Origin of the sequence: Citrobacter farmeri, assembly GCF_019048065.1 — a bacterium.
Classification (GTDB): domain Bacteria; phylum Pseudomonadota; class Gammaproteobacteria; order Enterobacterales; family Enterobacteriaceae; genus Citrobacter_A; species Citrobacter_A farmeri.
This window is the reverse complement of sequence record NZ_CP077291.1, coordinates 330,533-347,602: the sequence shown is the minus strand read 5'-3', so window position 1 is coordinate 347,602 and position 17,070 is coordinate 330,533. Positions and strand designations below refer to the sequence as shown.

General features: G+C 55.0%; 16 protein-coding genes. 3 read left to right on the top strand and 13 right to left on the bottom strand.

All coding sequences use genetic code 11. From position 1 onward, the window contains the following. Window positions 1-12: 12 nt before the first annotated feature. Both alr and dnaB read right to left on the bottom strand, forming a co-directional pair. Window positions 13-1,092 (bottom strand): alanine racemase, encoded by a 1,080-nt coding sequence (alr, locus tag I6L53_RS01585; RefSeq protein WP_042321091.1) that lies wholly within the window; start codon window positions 1,090-1,092, stop codon window positions 13-15. 149 nt (window positions 1,093-1,241) lie between these two features. Next, window positions 1,242-2,657, bottom strand: coding sequence for a replicative DNA helicase (dnaB, locus tag I6L53_RS01580; protein ID WP_042321088.1), 1,416 nt, complete (start codon window positions 2,655-2,657; stop codon window positions 1,242-1,244). Window positions 2,658-2,721: 64 nt separating this feature from the next. Between dnaB and I6L53_RS01575 the strand changes: the two genes are divergently transcribed. After that, window positions 2,722-3,705, top strand: a complete 984-nt coding sequence (locus I6L53_RS01575; protein ID WP_042321085.1) for a quinone oxidoreductase — start codon at window positions 2,722-2,724, stop codon at window positions 3,703-3,705. A 178-nt stretch (window positions 3,706-3,883) separates the two neighbouring features. On the opposite strand, the gene pspG is transcribed toward I6L53_RS01575, so the two are convergent. The 3 genes from pspG to I6L53_RS01560 all read right to left on the bottom strand — a co-directional run bounded on the left by pspG (window position 3,884) and on the right by I6L53_RS01560 (window position 6,555). Further along, window positions 3,884-4,126, bottom strand: coding sequence for an envelope stress response protein PspG (gene pspG / locus I6L53_RS01570; RefSeq protein WP_042321082.1), 243 nt, complete (start codon window positions 4,124-4,126; stop codon window positions 3,884-3,886). 133 nt (window positions 4,127-4,259) lie between these two features. Further along, on the bottom strand, window positions 4,260-5,255 hold the full coding sequence (dusA, locus tag I6L53_RS01565) for a tRNA dihydrouridine(20/20a) synthase DusA (RefSeq protein ID WP_042321079.1): 996 nt from the start codon (window positions 5,253-5,255) through the stop codon (window positions 4,260-4,262). 85 nt (window positions 5,256-5,340) lie between these two features. Then, window positions 5,341-6,555: a conjugal transfer protein TraF gene (locus I6L53_RS01560; RefSeq protein ID WP_042321480.1), complete on the bottom strand. Its 1,215-nt coding sequence runs from the start codon at window positions 6,553-6,555 to the stop codon at window positions 5,341-5,343. Between the two features lie 313 nt (window positions 6,556-6,868). Here I6L53_RS01560 and zur point away from each other — a divergent pair, with 313 nt between their 5' ends. Then, complete coding sequence (gene zur / locus I6L53_RS01555; RefSeq protein WP_042321076.1) at window positions 6,869-7,384, top strand: zinc uptake transcriptional repressor Zur; 516 nt, start codon at window positions 6,869-6,871, stop codon at window positions 7,382-7,384. A 77-nt stretch (window positions 7,385-7,461) separates the two neighbouring features. Here zur and I6L53_RS01550 read toward each other — a convergent pair whose 3' ends face one another. The 4 genes from I6L53_RS01550 to I6L53_RS01535 all read right to left on the bottom strand — a co-directional run bounded on the left by I6L53_RS01550 (window position 7,462) and on the right by I6L53_RS01535 (window position 10,312). Further along, window positions 7,462-7,671, bottom strand: coding sequence for a CsbD family protein (locus tag I6L53_RS01550; RefSeq protein ID WP_042321477.1), 210 nt, complete (start codon window positions 7,669-7,671; stop codon window positions 7,462-7,464). 130 nt (window positions 7,672-7,801) lie between these two features. After that, a complete protein-coding gene (gene dinF / locus I6L53_RS01545; RefSeq protein WP_042321073.1) occupies window positions 7,802-9,127 on the bottom strand; it encodes an MATE family efflux transporter DinF in 1,326 nt (441 codons plus the stop codon). A gap of 84 nt (window positions 9,128-9,211) precedes the next feature. Next, window positions 9,212-9,820 (bottom strand): transcriptional repressor LexA, encoded by a 609-nt coding sequence (lexA, locus tag I6L53_RS01540; protein ID WP_042321072.1) that lies wholly within the window; start codon window positions 9,818-9,820, stop codon window positions 9,212-9,214. A 123-nt stretch (window positions 9,821-9,943) separates the two neighbouring features. Then, window positions 9,944-10,312, bottom strand: coding sequence for a diacylglycerol kinase (locus I6L53_RS01535; RefSeq protein ID WP_042321070.1), 369 nt, complete (start codon window positions 10,310-10,312; stop codon window positions 9,944-9,946). A gap of 169 nt (window positions 10,313-10,481) precedes the next feature. Between I6L53_RS01535 and plsB the strand changes: the two genes are divergently transcribed. After that, the gene (gene plsB, locus I6L53_RS01530; RefSeq protein WP_217124959.1) at window positions 10,482-12,902 is read left to right on the top strand and encodes a glycerol-3-phosphate 1-O-acyltransferase PlsB; all 2,421 of its coding nucleotides are present in this window, start codon (window positions 10,482-10,484) and stop codon (window positions 12,900-12,902) included. Between the two features lie 131 nt (window positions 12,903-13,033). Here plsB and ubiA read toward each other — a convergent pair whose 3' ends face one another. The 4 genes from ubiA to I6L53_RS01510 form a co-directional block, all read right to left on the bottom strand. Then, window positions 13,034-13,906, bottom strand: coding sequence for a 4-hydroxybenzoate octaprenyltransferase (gene ubiA / locus I6L53_RS01525; protein ID WP_042321065.1), 873 nt, complete (start codon window positions 13,904-13,906; stop codon window positions 13,034-13,036). A gap of 12 nt (window positions 13,907-13,918) precedes the next feature. Continuing rightward, entirely contained in the window at window positions 13,919-14,416 is a 498-nt protein-coding gene (gene ubiC / locus I6L53_RS01520; RefSeq protein ID WP_042321063.1) for a chorismate lyase, read from the bottom strand. 180 nt (window positions 14,417-14,596) lie between these two features. Next, window positions 14,597-15,541, bottom strand: coding sequence for a maltose operon protein MalM (gene malM, locus I6L53_RS01515; RefSeq protein ID WP_042321062.1), 945 nt, complete (start codon window positions 15,539-15,541; stop codon window positions 14,597-14,599). A 192-nt stretch (window positions 15,542-15,733) separates the two neighbouring features. After that, window positions 15,734-17,059: a maltoporin gene (locus I6L53_RS01510; RefSeq protein WP_042321059.1), complete on the bottom strand. Its 1,326-nt coding sequence runs from the start codon at window positions 17,057-17,059 to the stop codon at window positions 15,734-15,736. Window positions 17,060-17,070: the final 11 nt, after the last annotated feature.

The following is a 17,070-nucleotide window of genomic DNA, read 5'->3' as shown; positions in this document are numbered from 1 at the left end:
CATGGCGTACGCTTAGTCGACGTACTTCATCGCCACCCGTGAGGTCAGGCGGGTGATCAGTTCGTAAGCACTAACTTTAGTCATTGCCGCAATACGCTCAACCGGGAGCCCCTCTCCCCATAAAATCACCGGGTCACCGGCCTGGTCAGTCGCCTGCGGCCCAAGATCAACGCAAATCATATCCATCGCCACGCGGCCAACAATCGGCACTTCGCGACCATTCACCAGCACCGGCGTACCGGATGGCGCTGCGCGCGGGTAACCATCGCCATAGCCCATCGCCACGACGCCAAGGCGCGTATCACGTTCACTGATCCACGTTCCGCCATAACCTACCGGCTCACCTGCTTTATGCTCGCGCACGGCAATCAGGCTGGAGGTCAGCGACATCACCGGCTGACAGCCGAAATCCGCTCCTGTGGACTGGTTTTCCAACGGCGACACGCCGTAGAGAATGATGCCCGGTCGCACCCAGTCAAAATGTGACTGCGGCCAGAGTAAAATCCCGCCGGATGCGGCAATTGAGCGTTGACCCGTTTTGCCTTCACAAAAAGTATTGAACACATCAAGCTGCCGTTCAGTGGCACCACATTCCGGCTCATCCGCACGGGCAAAATGACTGACAATATTCACCGGCTGACGCACGTTTTTACATTGCGTCAGCCGCTGCCAGAAGGCGTCCGCCTCTTCAGGAAGCACGCCCAGACGATGCATGCCGGTATCAAGTTTCATCCACACAGACACCGGTTCATCCAGTTCGGCGGCTTCCAGCGCGGCCAGTTGCTCCTGGTTATGGACAGCCGTATGCAGGCGCTGCGCGGAAATGGTGGGCAGATCGGCTGCCTCAAAAAAGCCTTCCAGTAGCAGGATGGGCTGCGTGATCCCACCCGCTCGCAGACGTAGCGCCTCTTCGAGACGCGCCACGCCAAAGGCGTCAGCATCGGGGAGCGTTCGCGCGGTCTCTAACAGACCGTGTCCGTAAGCGTTCGCTTTCACGACCGCAACCAGCTTACTGGCGGGTGCCAGCTCACGCAGACGTTGCAGGTTGTGTCGCAGAGCGCGGCGGTTAATAACTACAGTTGCCGCTTGCATTATCATTCCTTCATTAAAAAAAGAATTTCCAAAACCATTCGCGTTGCAGGAAGGCGACAAGCCCGCGAATCCCCGGGAGCTTAGTTAACTAAGTGACCGGGGTGAGCGAGCGCAGTCAACGCACCTGCGGCGTGAAGGGTGAAGGAAATTTACTCGTCGTCGTACTGAGGTCCCGCATAATTATCAAAGCGCGACCATTGTCCGTTAAAGGTCAGTCGCACCGTCCCGATAGGGCCGTTACGTTGCTTACCAATGATGATTTCCGCAATCCCTTTCAGGTCGCTGTTTTCGTGATAAACCTCGTCACGGTAGATGAACATGATCAAGTCGGCATCCTGTTCGATGGAGCCGGATTCACGCAGGTCGGAGTTGACCGGACGCTTATCGGCACGTTGTTCCAGCGAGCGGTTAAGCTGCGACAGCGCCACAACCGGCACATGCAGTTCTTTCGCCAGCGCTTTCAGCGAACGGGAAATTTCGGCAATCTCCAGCGTACGGTTGTCGGACAACGACGGCACGCGCATCAGTTGCAGGTAGTCGATCATAATCAGCCCGATACCGCCGTGTTCGCGGGCGATACGGCGCGCGCGGGAGCGTACTTCCGTCGGCGTCAGACCAGAGGAATCATCGATATAGATGTTACGTTTTTCCAGCAGGATGCCCATTGTGCCGGAAATCCGCGCCCAGTCCTCATCGTCCAGTTGCCCGGTACGTATACGGGTCTGATCCACGCGGGACAGCGAGGCCAGAGAACGCATCATAATCTGCTCAGAGGGCATCTCGAGACTGAAGATAAGAACCGGTTTATCCTGCAACATCGCCGCGTTTTCGACGAGGTTCATTGCAAATGTGGTTTTCCCCATCGACGGACGCGCCGCGACGATAATCAGGTCTGAGGGCTGCAGGCCAGCGGTCTTTTTGTTGAGATCGTCATAGCCGGTGTTAACGCCCGTCACCCCGTCGTGCGGCTGCTGGAACAGTTGTTCAATACGCGCGACGGTGGCGTCGAGCACATCGGCAATGTTTTTCGGGCCTTCGTCTTTATTGGCGCGGCTTTCCGCGATTTTAAAGACGCGGGACTCGGCGAGATCGAGCAGATCCTCACTGGTGCGCCCTTGCGGATCAAAACCCGCATCGGCAATTTCATGGGCGACGGCGATCATGTCGCGCACAACCGCACGTTCGCGCACGATATCCGCATACGCGCTGATGTTCGCCGCACTTGGCGTATTTTTAGAGAGTTCAGCCAGATAAGCAAAACCGCCGACGCTGTCCAGTTGCCCTTGTCGCTCCAGCGATTCCGCGAGCGTAATCAGGTCAATCGGACTGCCGGTTTCCTGCAACCGCCCCATCTCCGTGAAGATGTGACGATGTGGACGGGTATAAAAATCCTCCGCCACCACGCGCTCGGCAACATCGTCCCAGCGCTCGTTATCCAGCATTAAACCGCCCAACACCGACTGTTCCGCTTCAATCGAGTGCGGCGGTACTTTCAGTCCGGCAACTTGCGGGTCGCGGTCACGGACATCAGTCTGTTGTTTGTTGAAGGGTTTATTTCCTGCCATAGTGAATGGAGTTACCGAGATAAAAGTGAGTTGAAGCTAATCTTCCGATGATACTGGAGAAATCATGGCAACACGAATTGAATTTCATAAGCATGGTGGCCCTGACGTGCTTCAGGCCGTGGATTTTACCCCCGCCGATCCGGCGGCAAACGAAATCCAGGTCGAAAACAAAGCGATCGGCATTAACTTTATCGATACCTATATTCGCAGCGGACTCTATCCGCCTCCCACGCTGCCCAGTGGTTTAGGGACCGAAGCGGCGGGCATCGTCGTCAAAGTCGGCAGCGGCGTTAACCATATTAACGTAGGCGATCGCGTGGTGTATGCGCAGTCCGCGCTCGGCGCCTACAGTTCGGTCCACAACGTGCCGGCCGATAAGGCCGCTATCCTGCCTGATGCCATCTCTTATGAGCAGGCCGCTGCCTCTTTCCTGAAGGGACTGACCGTTTTTTATCTGCTGCGCAAAACTTACGAAATCAAACCCGACGAACCGTTCCTGTTCCACGCGGCCGCAGGCGGTGTAGGGCTGATTGCCTGTCAGTGGGCGAAAGCGCTGGGCGCGAAACTGATTGGCACCGTCGGCAGCGCGCAAAAGGCGCAGCGGGCGCTGGATGCCGGCGCATGGCAGGTGATTAACTATCGCGAAGAAAATATTGTTGAGCGGGTAAAAGCGATTACCGGTGGCAAAAAAGTGCGCGTGGTGTATGACTCGGTCGGCAAGGATACCTGGGAAGCTTCACTGGACTGTTTGCAACGTCGTGGCCTGATGGTCAGTTTTGGCAACGCGTCGGGGCCGGTGACCGGCGTGAACCTGGGGATTCTGAATCAGAAAGGTTCCCTGTACGCCACGCGCCCTTCTCTTCAGGGCTACATTACCAATGCGGAAGAGTTGACCGAAGCCAGTAATGAACTGTTTTCGCTGATCGCCAGCGGCGTGATCAAAGTGGATGTGGCAGACAGTCAGAAATACCCGTTGAAAGAGGCACGGCGCGCGCATGAAGTACTGGAGAGTCGGGCGACGCAGGGCTCCAGTTTGCTGATTCCTTAATTATGACGGCGAAAAAGAAATTGGGCTTCCCATTGGGAAGCCCTTTCTTTTTTAGTTCGGCTGTATGTAGGGTACAGCTCGATGAATCTGTTAGTCGCGCAATACTGACAGATTTGGTAGCCAATTCCTATTTGGTTCTGACGCCAAAATCGCAGGTTGTGACGCATCCCTCACATCTTTAGTAACGCCAACGGTTATTGCGCTGATATTGTGGGACTTTTGGCGACTTAACCGCCTTTATCACCCACACCACCGCAACCGCCAGCAGTAGCCACGGCAGCAGTTTGATCATCAGTGCAAACATGCCGCCAAGGAACATCACGAACGCGGCGACAACCAGCGCAGCCAGAATGCCCAACAGCGAGACGCCGGTGACCATCAGCATGATAAAGAAGCCAAGCACAAAAAGTAGTTCCAGCATGATGCTCTCCCATAATGAATTCCTGCACAATCCATTACAAATATCATGCCAAAATTAACATGTTGATTTATCAACAAAACGGCCCGCAAACTTTTGCAGGCCGTGGTGAAATTGACTAACTTTTAGTGAAAATTTAACGCTTATCCGCAACCAGTTTCAGCGCGTGCTCCAGCACATTGATATCGGCACCGGCTTTATGGGCGTTTTCGCTCAGGTAACGACGCCACTGACGCGCCCCGGGGATCCCCTGAAACAGCCCCAGCATATGGCGTGTAATGTGACCAAGATACGTTCCCTGACTCAGTTCGCGCTCAATATAGGGATACATGGCCCGCACCACTGCAACCGGATCGGCATCGGCGTTCGAGGAGCCAAAGATTTCGCGATCAACAGAGGCCAGAATGCCAGGGTTCTGATAGGCTTCGCGCCCAACCATTACGCCGTCCATATGTTCGAGATGCGCCTTCGCTTCGTCCAGCGACTTAATTCCGCCGTTGATGGACATCGTCAGTTGCGGGAAGTCGCGTTTTAACTGATAAACGCGCGGATAATCCAGCGGCGGGATCTCACGGTTTTCCTTCGGACTTAACCCGGAGAGCCAGGCCTTACGGGCGTGGATGATGAACATCCCGCACTCACCGCGACCAGCCACGGTACTGATGAAATCGCAGAGAAATTCATAGCTGTCCTGATCGTCAATACCGATGCGGGTTTTCACCGTCACCGGAATCGATACCACGTCACGCATCGCCTTTACGCAATCCGCCACCAGTTGCGCATTGCCCATCAAACAGGCACCGAACATGCCGTTCTGCACGCGATCGGAAGGACAGCCGACATTGAGGTTAATCTCATCATAGCCGCGCGCCTCAGCCAGCTTCGCACAGTGCGCCAGTGCTGCCGGATCGCTGCCGCCCAGTTGTAGCGCGACCGGATGCTCTTCTTCGCTGTACGCCAGGTAATCCCCTTTGCCATGAATAATGGCCCCCGTCGTTACCATCTCGGTGTAGAGCAGCGTCTGGCGAGACAACAAGCGCAGGAAATAGCGACAGTGTCTGTCCGTCCAGTCGAGCATGGGCGCGATGGAAAAACGGTGGGCCGGAAAGGCGGATTGTGATTCTGGTGACATGGTTGTTTTTTGAGCATCCGGTGAATTGGGGGCGCTACTATAGCACAGGCATAACCGGAGACGTAATGCCTCCGGTTATCACTCATCAGAACGTCACGCTGACCTGCGCGCCTGCGCCCCAGGTTTCGTCCTCGCCGTACAGCCCCATCAAATCAAGATGAACGCGATAGAACGGGGCAAACCCGACACCGCCGGTGAAGACATTGCTGTCATTGTCCTTCACGTCAGCACGATAACCGGCGCGGACGGCCAACCAGTCGAGCGGTCGAACTTCGGCGCCGACGCCAACAAACTGTGAGTTTTCCTCGCTTTTGAAGCCTTTGGTTTCAGTTAAATCACCGTCTGCGCTCAGCGTCAGCAGATCGTTCTGCCACGCCACCCCGGCGGTGACCAACGGACGAATCTGGTAAGTATCGCGAACGCCAGCCACCTCTTTTGTGTCGATATCGCGAGAAAACAGGTTTTGCCCACTCAGACCAACCGTCCAGTGTTCACCAAAGTCCGCCGCCAGACCCGCGTCAACGTTAAAACCGGTATCGTCGTTGCGATAGCGACTGCTGTTGATGTCGTCGCTGTTGAAATCGTAAATCGAGACCGTGTAGTTGTAGAGCCAGGTTTTTTGCAGTTTCGGCGTCACGCCAACCGAAACCGGTACACCACCCAGATCGAATTGCCGCGCCACCGCCACACCGTAATCAGAGACAATAGCGGCACGACCAAACCCTTTTGATTTCAGGTCCTCGGGATCCACCGCCAGAATGCTGGAAGGCACGGCTTCAACACCGCGCAGCGTGTCGATGTCGCCCTGATCAATAGACGAACTCACGCGGGCACGGGCATTGGCTTTCGCCACAAAGGCCACAGCCAACACATCATTCGGAATGCTGACCGCAAGCCCAGCCCCAGCTTTCGCACTGGCCGTTTTCCCTTTCAGGGATTCAAGTTGGTCAGCCAGATCGCCTGCGGCATTTGACACCTGCCGGTAGCCTGTACTGCCGGGAACAAAGAGATCGAGGGGATTAATATTGTCCAGAGTGCGACGATAGTTATTTACGTCGTCGGTAACATCATCAATCTTATCGCGCAGATTATCCTTGTCGGAAATCTGCCCACCGATAGCCGGGAAGATCACCGTAATGTCATCATCCGGCTGTGACTTCGCCAACAATGCCGGGTTGATGAGTACGCCGCTGCCATAATTTGCCGACGCGACGCCCGTGCCGCCCATCGCGTCATTACGCGCTTCAGTCCAGGAATTTGCGGCACTCGCGGTTTGAGACGCCAACAGCGAGCCCGTCATCGCCACCACCAAAAGATTCAAATTTTTATTCACAGTAAGCCCATTTTATTCGCAGGTGAAAATCGTCTCTGTCAGTATCAACCAGACAGAGTTGGAGCATTGCTGTGATTAACAAGGAAAAAGTCGCCTGTTTTGCCCCTGTCCTTTTATCGCCGGGGCGTTTATTTTTGTGATAAGCCTCAATATATATAGAAGAGTTTGTAAATCAGGGAAAGATTAGCGAGCGATTTATCGCTCCGGCCTGGAACTCGGCGTTTCTCCCATAACATGATAAAGTGAGGGTTTTCTTACTCCACGCGATCCGAGGTGCCCAATGGAAAAGACCACAACGCAAGAGTTGCTGGCGCAAGCTGAAAAATTGTGCGCGCAACGCAATGTGCGCCTGACCCCACAGCGCCTCGAAGTGCTGCGGCTGATGAGCCTGCAGGAAGGTGCGATTAGCGCTTACGATCTGCTGGACCTGCTGCGTGAATCCGAACCGCAGGCCAAGCCGCCAACGGTCTATCGCGCACTCGATTTTCTGCTTGAACAAGGGTTTGTGCATAAGGTCGAATCCACCAACAGCTATGTGTTGTGCTACCTGTTCGATCAGCCAACCCATACTTCCGCGATGTTTATCTGCGACCGCTGCGGTGCAGTGAAAGAAGAGTGTGCGGAAGGCGTGGAAGACATTATGCATACGCTGGCGGCGAAGATGGGATTTGCTCTGCGCCACAATGTCATTGAAGCACACGGATTATGTTCAGCCTGCGTGGAAGTAGAAGCCTGTCGTCACCCTGGCGAGTGCCAGCACGATCATTCGATTCAGGTTAAAAAGAAACCTCGTTAAAGGCGAGGGCGGCATGCTATGCCGCCCGAAGCAAACAGAGGGGGGTACATCCTTGTACTCACGGGTAAGAGGGGGGATTACCAGCGATAGTCGTTGCGTTTTTCCCAGCTATCGACCTCTTTCTCCGCCTGATCTTTCGCGTAACCATAGCGTTCCTGAATTTTACCTACCAGTTGATCACGCTTACCTTCAATGACCGTCATATCGTCATCGGTCAGTTTGCCCCACTGCTCTTTCACCTTACCTTTAAACTGTTTCCAGTTACCGCCGACTTCGTCTTTATTCATCATAACGTCCTCTTTACCAGGCTGTGAATAGTGAGAGTAAACCGCCCAACTGCGTTCGTTTTCTGCTGGACGTGAGATTAAGTGTAGTCATAGATTCTGGGTTAAATTCACTATTCAGAATCTTTAACCATTACGAGGCAGCAAACCAGGTCCCGTTTCGCCAGTGACGTCGCCAAATCCAGGCTAATGACAACCCGCGCAGCGCCAGAAAAACCGCCAGCGCCAGCCATAAACCGTGATTACCCAACACGGGTAGCGCCAGCAGCGTCAGCGCAAACCCGGTAGCCGCCACCGCCATGCTGTTACGCATTTCAGCCGCCCGCGTTGCGCCGATAAACATGCCATCCAGCAGATAACACCAGACACCAACCAGAGGCAAAATCGCCTGCCAGACCAGGTAGCGATCGGCAAGTTGTTGGATTTGCGGTAGTGATGTCAGCAGCGCAACGATCGGTTCGCCCGCGAGTAAATAGACCAGTGAAAACAGCAGTGCGACGATGCCTGACTGACGGCACGCCGCACGCCAGACTTCCAGTAACTGACTGCCGTCGCGGGCGCCATAAGCCTGACCGGAATGCGCCTCCACGGCGTAGGCAAAGCCATCCAGCGCATAGGCCGTAAACGTCAGCAGCGTCATCAACACGGCGTTAACGGCGATGATATCGCTGCCCAGTCTGGCCCCCAGCACGGTGATCGCGCCAAAGCAGAGCTGCAGCAGCAGTGAACGCAGCATGATGTCGCGATTAAGCGCCAGAAGGCGGCGTACATTTCCCCGCCAGGCCTGTTTGAGCATGGCGCGGGAGACACCACGCAGGCGCAGTACTTTACGCACCATCAACAAACCGATCAGCAGCGTCGCATATTCCGCGATTACCGTCGCCAGCGCGGCCCCTTGCACGTTCATGTGCAGCCCCATCACCAGCCAAAGGTCGAGCACAATATTCAAAATATTGCCGACAATCAGCAGAATAACCGGTGCACGCGCGTACTGTACGCCCAGCAACCAGCCGAGCAGTACCAGATTCGCCAGCGACGCCGGAGCGCTCAGCCAGCGAATGGCCAGAAACCGTCTTGCCTGCTCCAGCACCGCTTCGCTACCACCCACGATGTGCAGCGCCAGATCGATAATCGGTGTGCGAAAGAGCGCAATCATAGCCCCAGCGCCCAACGCCAGGATCAGCGGTTGCACCAGAGCCCGTGCCAGCGCCTGAGGATTCTTCGCGCCGAACGCCTGCGCCGTCAGCCCGGTCGTGCTCATGCGTAAAAAGAGCAGGAGCATGAACAGAAAACTCGTTGCCGTCGCCCCCACTGCCACCCCGCCAAGATATACAGGGCTGTCCAGGTGACCAATGACCGCCGTATCCACCAGTCCCAGCAGAGGAACGGTGATATTGGAGAAAATCATAGGTAAGGCGAGACGCCAGAGCGCCTTGTCAGCAGAAGCAAAAAACGGCATGGAGCGAGCCTGAGAAGAGGTCATAACGAGAGTGGTGAGAGTGCCGGATAACGGCGTAAACGCCTTATCCGGCCTACAGGATTACTACAGCCATTCACCGTTACGGATGACGCCAACGGCCAATCCTTCGATGGTGAAATTCTGTTCGCGAAGGTCAACCAGGATAGGTTTAAATTCGCTGTTTTCAGGCAGTAACTCAACTTTATTGCCCTGTTTTTTCAAGCGTTTGACCGTCACTTCGTCGTCGATACGCGCCACAACCACCTGGCCGTTACGCACATCCTGGGTTTTGTGTACCGCCAACAGATCGCCATCCATAATACCGATATCTTTCATCGACATCCCGCTGACGCGCAGCAGGAAATCGGCATTCGGCTTAAACAGAGACGGGTCCACCTGATAATGGCCTTCGATGTGCTGCTGCGCCAACAGTGGTTCGCCCGCCGCGACACGACCGATAAGCGGTAACCCCTCTTCTTCTTCCTGCAGCAGTCGAATGCCGCGAGAAGCGCCGGAGACGATTTCAATTGCCCCTTTCCGCGCCAGCGCTTTCAGGTGTTCTTCAGCCGCGTTTGGGGAACGGAACCCCAAACGCTGTGCGATCTCCGCACGCGTCGGTGGCATACCTGTCTGGCTGATGTGATCCCGAATGAGATCAAACACCTCTTGTTGCCTGGCCGTTAACGCTTTCATTCCGCCCCCTGGGTGTATATACAGTTATGCTGTGAGTATATACAGCTAAAGGTGATTTTGGAACCACAAACTGCACATTCAACAGCAGATTTAACCTGTTATGGAATCAGGGTCGAAAAAACCTTAGCGAAAATGTGTCCACAGCAGGAGGCCCCAGGTGATCAGCGCCACAATGATAGAGAGCAGCACCGCCGCCGATCCCATATCTTTTGCACGACCAGAGAGTTCATGATAATCAGAGCCGATACGGTCCACCACGGCCTCAATGGCGCTGTTCAGAATTTCAACAATCATGACCAGCATAACGGAGCCGATCAATAGAACGCGCGTGATGGCATCCACATCCAGCCAGCAGGCGATAGCGACGGCCAGCAAAACCGCCACACTCTCCTGACGGAACGCGGCCTCGTTAATCCACGCGGCGCGAAAACCTTTCCAGGAATAGCCTGCAGCTTTGATAATTCGGGTGAATCCAGTGGTATTATTAGCCATTAAAAGAACCTTTTTGCATTATTGGCGTCAATGACATTGTCTAATTAACTCATGTGATTCGAGTTAGGGCACGCGGCGCGAAGTATGACGGGATACACCAGAAATTCACATGACTTTCTGATATCCTTGCAACGCAATTGCATTATTAACCAGAGGCTTTACATCGTTTATGTCCGGCTGGCCACGAATTTACTACAAAATCCTGAATTTACCATTAAGTGTACTGGTAAAAAGCAAGTCTATTCCGGCAGATCCTGCCCCGGAATTGGGACTCAATACCTCTCGTCCAATTATGTACGTTTTACCGTACAACTCCAAAGCGGACTTGCTGACGCTGCGCGCGCAATGTCTGGCGCACGATCTCCCCGACCCGTTAGTGCCGCTGGAGATCGATGGCACCCAGTTGCCACGCTATGTATTCATTCACGGCGGACCGCGGGTATTCACCTATTACACACCGAAAGAAGAGTCCATCAAGCTGTTCCATAACTATCTCGACCTGCATCGCAGCAATCCAGACCTGGATGTGCAAATGGTGCCAGTGTCGGTGATGTTTGGACGCTCGCCGGGCCGTGAGAAGGGTGAGGTTAACCCGCCACTGCGCATGCTTAACGGCATCCAGAAATTCTTTGCCGTCTCCTGGCTGGGGCGCGACAGCTTTGTCCGTTTCTCACCTTCCGTGTCCCTGCGCCGAATGGCCGATGAGCACGGCACGGATAAAATCATTGCGCAGAAACTGGCACGCGTGGCGCGTATGCACTTCGCCCGTCAGCGTCTTGCCGCTGTGGGACCGCGCCTGCCTGCACGTCAGGATCTCTTCAACAAACTGTTGGCGTCCAAAGCGATTGCCCGCGCGGTCGAAGATGAAGCGCGCAGCAAGAAAATCTCCCATGAAAAGGCACAGCAAAACGCGATTGCGCTGATGGAAGAGATCGCCGCCAACTTCTCATACGAAATGATTCGCCTGACCGACCGCATCCTGGGTTTCACCTGGAACCGGCTCTATCAGGGGATCAACGTTCATAACGCCGAGCGCGTTCGCCAACTGGCGCACGACGGGCACGAAATTGTCTATGTTCCCTGCCACCGCAGCCACATGGACTATCTGCTGCTCTCCTACGTGCTCTATCACCAGGGGCTGGTGCCACCGCATATTGCCGCGGGTATCAACCTGAACTTTTGGCCAGCAGGCCCGATCTTCCGCCGCCTGGGCGCGTTCTTTATTCGCCGTACCTTTAAGGGCAATAAGCTCTATTCCACCGTCTTCCGTGAGTATCTGGGCGAACTGTTCAGCCGCGGCTACTCGGTTGAATACTTTGTCGAAGGCGGTCGTTCCCGTACGGGTCGTCTGCTGGATCCGAAAACCGGCACGCTATCAATGACTATTCAGGCGATGCTGCGCGGTGGCACCCGTCCGATCACCCTGGTGCCGATTTACATCGGTTACGAACATGTGATGGAAGTGGGGACCTATGCCAAAGAGCTGCGCGGGGCAACCAAAGAGAAAGAGAGTCTGCCGCAGATGCTGCGTGGCTTGAGCAAGCTGCGTAATCTCGGTCAGGGCTACGTGAACTTTGGCGAGCCAATGCCGTTGATGACGTACCTGAATCACCACGTGCCGGAGTGGCGCGAGTCGATTGATCCTATCGAAGCCGTGCGTCCGGCCTGGCTGACGCCGACAGTGAACGGGATTGCGGCAGAGCTGATGGTGCGTATTAACAACGCGGGTGCGGCTAACGCGATGAACCTGTGCTGCACCGCGCTGTTAGCTTCCCGTCAGCGTTCGCTGACCCGCGAGCAACTGACCGAGCAGCTCAACTGTTATCTGGATCTGATGCGCAATGTGCCGTATTCCTCTGATTCGACTGTGCCATCGGTCAGCGCGAGCGATCTTATCGATCACGCGTTGCAGATGAACAAGTTCGAAGTCGAGAAAGATACCATTGGCGATATCATCATTCTGCCGCGCGAGCAGGCGGTGCTGATGACCTACTATCGCAATAACATCGCGCATATGCTGGTGCTACCTTCACTGATGGCCGCGATCGTGACCCAGCATCGTCATATTTCCCGTGAAGCACTGCTGCAACACGTTGACGTGCTCTACCCGATGTTAAAAGCCGAACTGTTCCTGCGCTGGGAGCGCGATGAACTGGCTGGCGTGATTGACGCGCTGACGGCAGAGATGCAGCGCCAGGGGCTGATTACACTGCAGAATGACGAGCTGCATATCAATCCGGCCCACTCCCGCACGCTGCAACTGTTGGCGGCAGGTGCGCGCGAAACGCTGCAACGCTATGCCATCACCTTCTGGCTTCTGAGCGCCAACCCGTCGATCAACCGCGGCACGCTGGAAAAAGAGAGCCGCACCGTGGCGCAGCGTCTGTCCGTGCTGCACGGTATCAATGCGCCGGAATTTTTCGACAAGGCGGTATTCAGTTCACTGGTGCTGACCCTGCGTGACGAGGGGTACATCAGCGATACCGGCGACGCGGAACCGGGCGAAACGATGAAGGTATATCAGATGTTGGCGGAACTCATCACGTCGGATGTACGTCTCACCATCGAGAGCGCAACGCAGAGCGAGTAAAGAAAAAGCCGGTCGAGATGACCGGCTTTTTTTATGTCAGATTGCCGGATGGCGGCGTTCCGCCTGATCCGGCCTACATCGGCTTACGGTTTGGTAGGCCCGATAAGCGCAGCGCCATCGGGCAAGATGTTTTATAAGTGCCAGTAACTCATCGCCAGACCGATAAACAATACCAGTCCCACGTAGTTATTGTTCATGAACGCTTTAAAGCATGCTTCGCGTTCGCGGTTGGCAATCAGCTTCTGCTGCCAGGCAAACAGCGCGCCTGCGACCAGTACCGACCAGTAATAGCCCAGGCCCAGCCCGTTCAGCCAACCAATTAGCGCCATCAGCGCCAGCACCGCCACCTGCAAGATACCGATGATCAGCTTGTCATGTTCGCCAAACAGAATGGCGGTTGATTTGATACCGATTTTCAGATCGTCATCGCGGTCCACCATCGCATACTGCGTATCGTAGGCCACCGCCCACAGAATGTTGGCCAGGAACATCAGCCAGCAGCTCAACGGTACCGATTCACTCACCGCCGCGAAGGCCATCGGAATCGACCAGCCAAATGCGGCCCCCAGCACGACCTGCGGCAGGTGGGTATAACGCTTCATAAATGGATAGACCCACGCCAGCGCCAGCGCTGCAATCGACAGCAGAATGGTCATGGTATTGAGCGTCAGCACCAACAGGAAAGAGAGTACCACCAGCACGACAAACAGCGTCCTGGCCTCTTTCTCCGTCACCGCGCCGCTGGGCAACGGGCGGTTCGCCGTGCGTTTAACGTGCCCGTCGAATTTCCGATCGGCATAGTCATTAACCACGCATCCGGCGGCACGCATCAGCCAAACCCCGGCGACAAACACCGCCAGGATCCACCATTGAGGGACGCCAGGGGTCGCCACCCAGAGCGCCCACAGCGTCGGCCAGAGCAGCAGTAAGGCGCCGATGGGCTTATCCGTACGCATTAAGCGGTGAAACGCCAGCAGCTTATTCTGCGTCAGACTCCACTCCATTTTATTTTCCTCTTAGTACAACGGTGATGCAGGTAAAAACAGTTCGGTCAACATCAGCGGCTTACCGCTCAGTCGCAGTCGGGAACGGCGTCCCCACAGCCCGGCATCACAACCAATTTCAATAAAATCTCGGGTCAATGTCGATGATGTAAACAGATAACGCCCCAGCGGAGTCTTGCCCAAATTTTGTAAGGCCAGTTCGGGGCCAGACAGCGTGGATTCAGGCACCACGGTTCGTCCGGCCAACCAGGGTTCATCATCGGCACATAACAGGATTTCACGCAGCCAGTAGCGGGGTTCTTTTGGCAGTCGGGTTAGCTCTTCCACCACCTCATTTTGACCCACAAATCCTTCCCTGATCAGTGTCACAGTGACCCGTTTCCCCTGCTGCTCAAAACGTATTGTCATGGAATCTTCCAGTAGCAGCCAGTCGAGCTGTTCTGGGTCCAGGGCGGGGATCTCTTCAAAATAGCGCAGCGCACGCAGTTGCGTTAACGCGGGGTGTGACATGCCTGACTCTCCGTTTCATAACTGAAAGGCATTGTATCGCAGAAAAGAGCTTACGGGAGATGGAAACATAATTAAGTGATCTGTTGCGCAACAGAAACGTAACAAGTCGCAGGAAATGCTAAAAAAAAGGTGCGCCAGATGACGCACCAGTTGTTGCAAATCAGCAATGTGGGGAGAACCTTACCCCTTGCCTTTTACACTGCTGATAAAGGTGGAACGGGCAGATGTCGATCCCAGACGTTCAGCTTCATCAAGCAGTTTCAGCGCTTTATCAACGTCGCCTTTGGCGACGGCATCTTTAATCGCTTTGTTAAAGTAGCTTTCGGTGTCGTTCAACATCGGCTCGCTTTTCTTCGCGGGCGCAGGTGCCACCACCGGCGCGGCAACAGGTGCAGCATAGGTCGGCGCAGGGGCGGCAGTATTCCCTACCGTCACCGGGCCAGGACCAGAAGAACCAAACAGTGGCCCCACCAGCACACTGGAGCTGCTGTTGGTTTTCACTTTCAGCTTCAGCAGGCCGTCGGTGGTATGACGAGCAATCGGATCCGGAATATCCGGAACAGAGTTACCCACCCCTTTGGCATAGGCTTTCGCCGGGTCGAGCAGTTTGGTGGTCTGCTGGAGATCTTTCTCCGTCGTAAAGACCAGAACATAAAGTTTCTGCTGGCCCAGCGCTGGCGTCAGGCGCATAACCCCTTCCAGACGATCCGCGCTCATCACGCCCGGCTCCTGGTAGGTGAAATAGCTGCTCGGGAAGAACGCAGAAGGCGTCATGTTCTGATCGAGAATCAGGACGTTGGGCGCAAATACGCTGGTCTGTTTGTTCACTTCGCTGGAGAGCGTGATGTTTAACTCACCAATGTTCGCCGGCACGCTGTAGGCGGCAACCGGACCGGAAATACCGGCCACGTCAAGACGCTGACCGCCAGTCGAAAGTTGCGTCGTTTGCGTATTGGACTGATCAACCGGCGTCCAGGTTAACTGCTGGAGTGCAGCCGTTGGAATCGTCGGCGCAGCGCTGGTATTTTGCGGCACATAATTAACGTCAGCCAGGCTGATGCCCGGCGCAGTGGCAAATAACCCTGCGGATAAACAAAGGGCGACGAGACTTTTCTTCATTTTCATTGTTATCACCTCAGAAAGCGTGGGTTCAGCGGTGGCCAGGCAATAGCGCGCTAAACCAGATTATGCCGGATGGCGGCTAACGCCTTATCCGGCCTACAAACTGGTGCCGTAGGCCCGATAAGCTTGCGCCATCGGGCATTGCAGCAGTTTGGGAGGGGCTTTCGCCCCTCGTTACGTCAGGTTAGTGCTGGATTACCACCAGATTTCCATCTGAGCACCGAAGGACCACTCATCGTTGTCGCCACGGCTGAAGGTATGCGCGCTGGTATCTTTATAGGCGATACCGTTGTCGTAACCCCATTTCTCATCCCACTTCGCATAGGTTGCAAAGACACGGATAGCCGGGCGAGACCAGATGCTGTCGCCTGCCTGCCACTGTTGTGCCAGGGTGATTTTGTACTGGTTGTTGGTGTCGTTAGTGCGCTGAGACTTCACGTTGTCGTAGCCGACTTCCATCAGGGTGCTCATGATTGGCGTCCATTTGAACATCGGGCGTACACCCACGGTCCACCAACGGGTGCCGTTGTCGTCGTCACGGTCGATATCCTGATACATACCGACATACATCAGATCCCAACGGTCGCCCAGGGAGATCGCACCGTGGTCGAGGATACGCACCAGAGAACCGTTGTTGTTGATTTCGTTATTAACTACGCCGATTTCAGTATCAGGGTTGTAGCTATTACCCGTGAAGGAGCCCTGTGGGATCCCTTTACCCTGGGTGGTCATTGCATCAGTCGCGTACTGAACGACAAACTTGTTGTAGCCTTTCAGCATGCTCTGGGTATGTTCAGCGGTGAACATCCAGCCGTCTTTGGTTGCGCCATCGGCATAGCTGTAGCCGTCGGTTTTGTTCGCGCGACCGTAGTCAACACCCAGCTCCAGCACGCCGTCCGGGTTGGTTTCCAGACCGGCTAAACGCACATCAAAGACGTCGTTAGCCGTGTCTTTATATCGGTTATAGATATCGTTGCTGCTGAAAATGTAAGAACCGCCCGCTTCCTGTGAGCGGGTTGCGGCCAGAGACAGTTTGCCGAAGCCCAGATCGATATTTTCGATACCGGCACCAGGACCTGAAATATCCCAGTAGTAGAAGTCGATCATGTGAACGTCATGACGCTGATAGAAACGCTTACCCGCCCAGATAGTGGAGCCCGGCAGCCAGTCGATCAGGTTTTTACCCTGTACGTTAGCTTCACGAAATGCCGGGTCAGTGGCTTCCCAGTCATTCTGCTGTGCTACCGAGTAGGCAACGTTGGTGTCAAAATAGAAGCTCTTATCACCCTCTTTCCACACTTCCTGGCCCAGTTTCAGTTCCGCATAGGTTTCACATTCGTTACCAAGACGGTATTTACTTTGAGCGCCTGTTGCCTGGAAACATTGTTGTTCACCGCCACTACCCGTCCAGCCGATACCGGAACGAGCATAACCATGGAAATCCACTGCCATTGCCTGAACAGACATAATGCCTGCTGCGACGGCAACCGCCAGGGGGAGTTTGCGCAGAGTAATCATCATTCTATCTCCTG